This is a genomic window from Desulfosarcina sp. (genome assembly GCF_033791525.1).
In the GTDB taxonomy this organism is placed as follows: Bacteria; Desulfobacterota; Desulfobacteria; order Desulfobacterales; family Desulfosarcinaceae; genus Desulfosarcina.
The window spans coordinates 21385-29025 of record NZ_JASJGN010000132.1; the positions used below are offsets into that span (position 1 = coordinate 21385).

Genomic DNA, 7641 nt, shown 5'->3' on the forward strand with positions numbered 1-7641 from the left:
TCAACAGCCTGCTAAACCGTGTAAAACGAAGTCACCTTTATTCACACAGGACGGCAGTTCAGCCGTTGATTGGGTCGACGCTGGCTTCCGGTGCCTTGGCGCCATCCAACACCTTGCGTATGGCTACCGCAAGTTCCCTCATCACCAGCGGTTTTTTCAGGTAGGCCGAAAAGCCCATTTCCCGAGCGTCTTCATCGCTGATGGAGGTGCTGAACCCCGAACTCAAAATGATGGGCAGGTTGGGTCTTAATTCATGAAGCTTTTTTGCCAGGGCTTTTCCGGCCAATTGCGGCATGGTCAGGTCGGTAATCACCAGGTCGAAGGCGGCCGGATCTTGCTTAAAGAGCGCCAGGGCCTCGAGGCTGCTGGTTTTGGCGACAATCTTATACCCCAGCCGAGCGAGTACCTGCGTGGTCAGATCCACCTGAAACTGTTCGTCATCCACGAATAGGATACGCTCGGCCCCGGTCTTCATGGCCGGCTGTAACAGGGAGGATTCGGCAACCGGCCCGGTCATTACCGGCAGGTAAACCATAAAACAGCAGCCCGCGCCAGTCCGATTCTCGACGGTTATCGCCCCGCCAGTGGAGGCCACAATGCCGTGAACCACAGACAACCCCATTCCGGTTCCCTTGCCGGCAGCCTTGGTGGTGAAAAATGGATCAAATATTTTACCTAAAACCGATTCGGCAATGCCCTTGCCTGTATCAGCGACCGAAAGCTGGGTATGGAGACCGGGCTTAATCCCGGGATGGGCTGAAGCAAAATCGTCATCAAGGCGAATATCCGTCAATCGCACCTCCAGTAACCCGCCGTCCTCTTCCATCGCATGCCCGGCATTGCTGAATAGGTTGATACAGATCTGATGGAGCTGCGTGGGATCACAGCGAACATAGGCCGGGCTCTCAAGATACGGTTGAATGTCAATGCCGGAAGGCATCGTGGCTTGGATCAGTTTTAACGCCTCGGTGACAATGGCGCTGACCTTCACGGGTTGGTTGACGGTGTCGGCCTGTCTGCTGAAAGTCAGGATCTGCTGCACGAGTTTCTTGGCCCGGTTACCGGCAGCCAGCACCTGATTCAGGTTCCGGTAGGCCAGGGAACGCTCATCCAAATCCATGCGAACAATTTCGGTGTATCCAATGATAGCGGAAAGGATATTATTGAAATCATGAGATATACCGCTTGCCAAGCTGCCCATGGCCTCCATCTTCTGGGCCTGCTGAAGTTGAGACTGAAGTTGTTTACGGTGGGAGATATCCCGGAGGCTGAAGACCACATGGCGGCATCCGTCCATGTCCAGCCCGACGCCTCCCCCCTCTACCTGAATGAACGACTGGTCTTCCCCGTTCATGACGGATTCCTCTATGTAAGCGATGCCATCCCGGACGGCATTGGCTAAAGCGCTGCGAATCTTGCCGGCCTCACGCTCGGGGAAAAGGTCGGTGACCCGACGGCCGCAAAGGCTGTTCCTGGAACAGGATAACAGGTGGCAGGCCGCACGGTTGACGTTCTGGATCCACCCATCGGCATCCATCAGCAATTGGGCATCAAACAGGTTGTCGAAGAGCATTCGGAACCGGCGTTCACTTTCCCGAAGCGAGTCTTCGGCCTTTTGCCGCTCCATGATTTCTGCCTTCAGGCGGAGGTTGGTTTGAAGCAGGGCCCCGGTGCGCTGCTTGACCTGAGCCTCCAGTTCTTCCCGAAGGGCCTTATCAAATCGTTCCTGCCGCTGGTGCTGGTGCAGATCCAGGGCCAGCTGCCGACCGGTCTGGATCAGAGACTGCTTTTCCGAATAATCGTACTCACAGGATTCGATGAGCAGAATTTTTTGACCGCTGAGCAGTAAAGCACTGGCTTCAAAGGCCATGTCATCGCCATCGGGCGCCGTCTGGACACATACCCCCGACCGGATTCGCCCGCCCTTGCCGAGTTCCCAGAAGTCACGGGCATCCACCAGAAAATTCATCAGAAAGGGGAACCGCTCTTCCGGCGAGGCCGGCAGGCTGCCGGGCAGAACGTCAGGGCAAAGCTTCCGGAACCAACCGGGCAGGTCTCCCAACAGGCTGCACCGGTCATCATCCCGGTAAACCAAAACCACCATTTCCAGTGCTTTGAAAAGATCTTGTCTGCAATCAATGCTCATGGTGAGGCCTCCAGCCATAGGCAGTTGTGGGACTGTCCAGGCCTTTCAGGTCCAGGATCCTGGCGGTAAAACCGGTCTGGTCACGTTTCAATGCATCAAAGGTAGCCGCGTCAACCAGGATTTCGCCCGGCGACGCCCGGCTCTCCAGGCGGGCTGCCAGGTTGACCGAATGCCCGGTAACACTGAGGGTTCGGCGGTCCCTGCTGCCCAGAACACCCAGTACCACCGGACCCGTGGCGATCCCCACACCCACACTCAGAGACGGCTGACCCGCTTTTCGCCGGCGGACAGCCAGGCCACCGGTGCTTTTCAGGATCTCCCTGGCCGCGTCAACTGCCAGGCCTGCGGCGGACAGGTTGGACGGCAGGAGACCGAAAACCGCCATCACGGCATCACCTATGATTTTGTCGACAATCCCGCCGCCGCCGAGCACCGGCTGAATCATGGCACTCAAGTAGGCATTGAGCATGTCAACCACCTGCGCAGGGGGCCGGTGTTCGCAGAAGGTGGTAAACCCCCGAATGTCGGCAAAAAGGGCGGAAAGGACCCGCCGCTCCCCCCCTTTTTGGAAATCGATACGCAGCAGCCGCTCGGTCATGCCTTTTCCCAGATGTTGATCCAGGATCCGTGCGTGGGCATCTCTAAGCAGTACCAGTTCGTTGGCTTTCTGCTGCAGCAGACGCTGGTTTTCGGCTTTTTCACCGGCATCCAGAAGCAGGAGCCAGAGATAGCTGTCAGCGTTGAAAAAGTGGGCATCCACTGTCAGGCCACCCGGTAATGCGACGCACTCCAGGAGCATTTGGCTGCCGTCTATGGGAAGCATGCCCTCGGTGAAGAGCAGCAGGTCGCTGATGGGAATGCCTTTTTGGGGTTTTGGAATCCGGTAGTGATCCAGGGTGCCGCCGAACGTGAGAATGTGGCCATGGGCATCGAGATGAAAATAAGCCAGGTGGCGGTTTCGAGCATTGCGATTCAGCAGGTAGCGGGTAATGGGAGCCGGATAGTCCACCGTCTATTCCTCCAGCATCATCTCCACCAGGGTGGTGAAGGCCTTTTCTACGCCGGAAGCCTCTTTGGCGCTGGTCCGAACGATCACCATACCCTGTTTTTCCAGCGCATCGAGCTGAATCGGTTCGATCTCCCAGCTGTCCATCAGATCGAATTTATTGAAAACGAAAACTACCGGTATGTTTCCGACCGTCTCTTGCGTCCGCTTCAATAGGTCATGGGCGGTATCCAGAGTATATCGCCGGGTGCCGTCCACCACCAGCAGGCATCCGGACGCCCCCCGCAGATAGGAGGACCGCACCGCCTGGAATTCGTCTTCGCCATAGATGTCCCAGAGGATCAGATCCACCGGCGTCCCGTTGATGTTGACGGGCTTTTTATCGATCTTGACACCCACAGTGGTATGGTATTTATCCGAAAACAAACTATGGACATATCGCTGCACCAGACTGGTTTTTCCAACGGCAAAGGCACCCAGCATGCAAATTTTCTTTTTTATCATCGGCCTTTTCCCTGCATGAAACCACCATCGTTGACCAGTTCAAAGCCGGCGAACCGGCTCCCGGCTCGAAGGTGTTCATCGGTACCATCGTCCGCCACAGATGTTGAACCCATCCCGACAGCCATGATAGCGATGTTGACCTTGCCGTTGTCAATTAGAAAGCGGCGTACCGCCTCAGCGCGGCCCTGGCTGAGCTTCAGGTTGGCCGTCTCGGAACTCGAGGCATCGGTGAAGCCGACGATTCTGATCCCAAGTGCACGATCCAGCTGTTTCGACAGCATCCCCAGCGCATGAATGTCACCGGATAGGTGGATTAGCAGCGGTTCCTGATCGGACGTAATCGCACTGGCGCCGAGCGGAAAAAGGATCCGGACGCCCTCGATCCGTTGACGGATCTCTTGCAGGGCTTGCATGTCTGTGTCGATGAGATTATCCGCCCGGGTCCGACTGATCCCTGCGGTGGCCGTTCCCAGCTCGTAAAAGTGCCGAATCCAGGGGTGTCCGGCTTCCCCGCTGGCCACGAGTACGTCTTTATCCAAGCTCAGTGTAACCGTGGATGGGGGCTGCAGCATGCTGTGCGCGCGCATCATGATCAGCTCCGGCTCAAGGGAGACGTATGGGCGCCAGCGATAGTCCACTCGGTCAGCGCGGATATATTGCGACGACAACAGTCCGGTCGGATCGTCGACCAGGGGATCTTTCAGGCCGAATATCAAAAGCCGGCTCCCGCGTCTTTCTGTTCCCGTAAGCACGATTCCGGGCTGAGCCCGAAGTGCTGCGAGAAAGGCTTCCGTGCGCCGGTAGAGACGAAGTGAAGTGAAAGCCCATAGGGCAAGTGCCACGAGCAGGACAATCGAAATGACCCACAACAAGGGGGAGGTCTTCTTTTCCGAGGCCTTGAATTCAGTGCCCAGGCAGGATCTCAGTTCTTCACGGGCAGCCTCGAAGGCAACGGCATCCCCGTCGTATTCATCAAGTGCTTGGTTAAACGTGAGGTGGATGTCGCCAAGGATGTCCGCCATGCGGTCACGCAATTCAAGGGGGGGCGTTCCTCGTATCACCACTGCAATAATGGCCTTGGGTCCCTGTTCGATCCAAATGCTGCGCTCGCTGCCGATGCGAAGGGTGTCCAGGCTCTGATCAGACCCCACATTAAAGGAGTCCCGAACGAAATCCTCGATGGCCGTGAGCATTCCCGACACCAGATCCGGATCCTGGAATTTTACGGACGGACCCACGACGTGCTGAAGGACCAGGCCGTTTTTTCGATGGATGAGGAACACCTGTTCCACTTGGTATAGCAGAGTATTTAAAAGGAGGATCTCAGCGTATGGCCTCCGGGTTCGAAGGGCCTCCACCCGCCATTTGAGGCCCTGAATGGAAAAACTGTGGTTGAGCAGCTGGTTGAAGGATTGGATCATCCCCATGATCGTTGATGCGATGGCCTTGCGGATACCGGGCCCCATCAGCGGGAAGATGGCATCTGCCAGCACCTCGGGATTTTTCTGGACGGAAACCCGGATGGATTCTTCGATGGTAGGCTGAAGGGACCTGGCGATTTTCTGATCTTTGGCGGTGCAACGGACAATGGCATCGGGAAGGACACGGCTCAGCTCATCTGCCCGCGTCCCTGACTCATCCAGCCGCTTTTCCAAGTGATGGATCCGCGTTTTTTCCGGCCCGACAATGATGCGGCGAAGGGTCTCCAGATCATCCGCCGGTTGTTCGGCGTCATTCCCGGCAGCCAGTTTTATTCGCTCTTTGGGGGAAGCCTCGGCCACGGGGCACCTTACTCGGGTTCCGGAAGTTGAAATTCATCCTTGAGCCGCATGGCGGCTTCCATCATCAGGTTGGCCAGGGCCAGACGATCGGTTTTCTCCTGTGACAGTGCTTCGATGGATTGGTCCATTCGTTTCTGGAGCCCATCGTTCTTCTCATGCATCTCATCAAGCAGGTTCTTGGTCTGCAAAAGGATCTGCTCCTGCGTATCACGCTGGTCCTTGACCACCTTATCGCTGAGTTGGCTGAGTTTTTTCTCAACGGCTTTTTGGGTATCTGCGACCCGACCCGAAAGACTGTCCACGGATTCGGCCCGTTCGGATTTTTCACTGCTCAACTGGTCGGACAGGGATTGAAGCTCTTTGCGCAAAAATTGTTCCAAGGCCCCGAGAGTATTTTTCGTCTCACTGCGTAAAAAACCGATTTCATTGTCAATTTTTTCTTCCACGGCACTCAGTTTTTTCTCAAGCTGACGTGACTGGGAGCCGAAGAGAATATCCCGGATCTTGTCGATGTTTTCACCGTCGGGTGGAGACCCGCTGTCCACCGGTTGGTACGGGGCTGGTGAAGCCGAGTCTTTTTTCGCAGGTTTGGCCATGGATCCTCCTTTTTCGATTCGCAGAAGTGATACCCCCCGTTGTAACAGGTCCGACCGACATGCTTGCATGGAATTGAGGAAAGGGGTTGGAGACAAGATGTATGTGGGATAATAACATGGCCGATCTTGGTGTCAAGACAAACCGACTTCCAATGATTTTAGCAGTTTGCTTCAAAGGCGCGTCGACTCGCATCGAGCGGTTCGGCATTGGAGGGCCCAGAATCTCACAGAAAACGCTACAAGCTCCTATCAATAGAGTTGACACCATCCCGGTTTCATACTAATTATTAGATTGTCCTGATAAAGCTTCTTCTGCACGATTCATACTGAACACATGCTTTTCCTGATCACCACATGCGGCAAGGTCCGGCCGATCTCGCAGTCACGACTGTGACATCCTTAAGGTTTTGCCGATGCTGATGACGGGGAGAATAAATCCGAACATACCAAGGATTGATGCATGAAAAAATGGATAATCGCAGCCGTTCTGGTCGGTGTGGGGATCGTGATCGCATTTCCCTTGTTCAGCATGACGTACTACACCATGGTGAGAACATCCACCCCCGAATTCTGCGCCTCCTGCCATGAAATCAAACCGGCAGTGGTGGCCTGGCGGTCTTCCACCCATGTGAACAACCCTCAGGGATTCGTAGCCGACTGCATGGACTGCCACCTGCCCGCGCCTCACAAAACCTTCGACTTCTTTTTCGCCAAGACCGTTCACGGCCTCAAAGACGTGATCAAGCATTTTACCAGCGAGGAATACGATCGCCAGAAAAACCGGGAGGCCGCCTACGCGTCCTTCAACAATGCCGAGTGCCAGAAATGCCATCGCAACCTCCTGGCCATGCCCCACAAACGCGGGGCCATGCTGGCCCACCGCACCGTGCTCTACCCCCGTCCGGGATATGAGAAAAAGTGTGTCGACTGCCACTATGACCTGGTTCATAACGATAGCGTAAGCATCATGTACAAGCAGTACCGCCGGGCGCCATACCAGGCAAAAGGGCTGAGAAACCTGTAAATCACCGGTTTTCACTAACCGTTTCAGGTCGTTTAACCAAAAAGGAGCAATACCATGAGGCGATGCAATTGGATCATTTTATCGGCTGTTCTGATCTTGGGGCTGGTGCTTGGGAGTGTCCTGCCGTCAGCCATGGCTCAGCCCAACTATGCCAAGGTCAAGGAATTCCGCATCGAACGCAGCGTCCCGCCCGAGGCCGTGGCCTGTATCGAATGCCACAAGCAGACCAACCCCGGCCTCTTCGGCGACTGGGCCAACAGCCGCCACGCCAATGCCAACATCACCTGCCTGGACTGCCACCTGGCCCAGCCTGGAGACCAGGATGTGGCCAAAGGGCACGATAAATACTACGGCCGCAGCGATCTGCCCTACGGCGAGGAAAAGTACAAGGTTCCCATCGCCGCCATCGTCACCCCCAAGGACTGCTCCCGGTGCCATCCGGATGAGGTGACCCAGTATAGCAAGAGCAAGCATTCCAACACCATCGAGATCATCTGGAAACTGGATCCCTGGCTCAACAAGGGCATGAACTCCGACAACGAGCGCAAGGTCGGCTGCCTGCACTGCCACGGCACCGTGGTGGC

At 55.9% G+C, this 7641-nt stretch carries 7 protein-coding genes; 2 read left to right on the top strand and 5 right to left on the bottom strand.

The features are described 5' to 3' along the window. Positions 1-58: 58 nt before the first annotated feature. Genes QNK41_RS06200 through QNK41_RS06220 form a run of 5 tightly spaced genes read right to left on the bottom strand, consistent with a single transcriptional unit; the run spans position 59 to position 6033 of the window. Positions 59-2146, bottom strand: a complete 2088-nt coding sequence (locus QNK41_RS06200; protein ID WP_319254847.1) for an ATP-binding protein — start codon at positions 2144-2146, stop codon at positions 59-61. Further along, on the bottom strand, positions 2136-3155 hold the full coding sequence (locus QNK41_RS06205; RefSeq protein WP_319254849.1) for an adenylate/guanylate cyclase domain-containing protein: 1020 nt from the start codon (positions 3153-3155) through the stop codon (positions 2136-2138). Before QNK41_RS06205 ends, QNK41_RS06200 begins: the two co-directional genes overlap by 11 nt. 3 nt (positions 3156-3158) lie before the next feature. Beyond that, positions 3159-3656: a Rab family GTPase gene (locus QNK41_RS06210; protein WP_319254851.1), complete on the bottom strand. Its 498-nt coding sequence runs from the start codon at positions 3654-3656 to the stop codon at positions 3159-3161. Next, on the bottom strand, positions 3653-5437 hold the full coding sequence (locus QNK41_RS06215) for an OmpA family protein (RefSeq protein WP_319254853.1): 1785 nt from the start codon (positions 5435-5437) through the stop codon (positions 3653-3655). The genes QNK41_RS06210 and QNK41_RS06215 overlap by 4 nt, the downstream gene beginning before the upstream one ends. A gap of 8 nt (positions 5438-5445) precedes the next feature. Beyond that, positions 5446-6033 carry a hypothetical protein gene (locus QNK41_RS06220; protein WP_319254855.1) on the bottom strand — a complete coding sequence of 196 codons (588 nt, stop codon included), beginning with the start codon at positions 6031-6033 and terminating at the stop codon, positions 5446-5448. A gap of 460 nt (positions 6034-6493) precedes the next feature. On the opposite strand from QNK41_RS06220, the gene QNK41_RS06225 reads away from it, so the two are divergent. Next, positions 6494-7057: a NapC/NirT family cytochrome c gene (locus QNK41_RS06225; RefSeq protein ID WP_319254857.1), complete on the top strand. Its 564-nt coding sequence runs from the start codon at positions 6494-6496 to the stop codon at positions 7055-7057. Between the two features lie 54 nt (positions 7058-7111). Beyond that, positions 7112-7641 (top strand): multiheme c-type cytochrome (locus QNK41_RS06230; protein ID WP_319254858.1); only part of this gene is annotated, 530 nt, incomplete at its 3' end.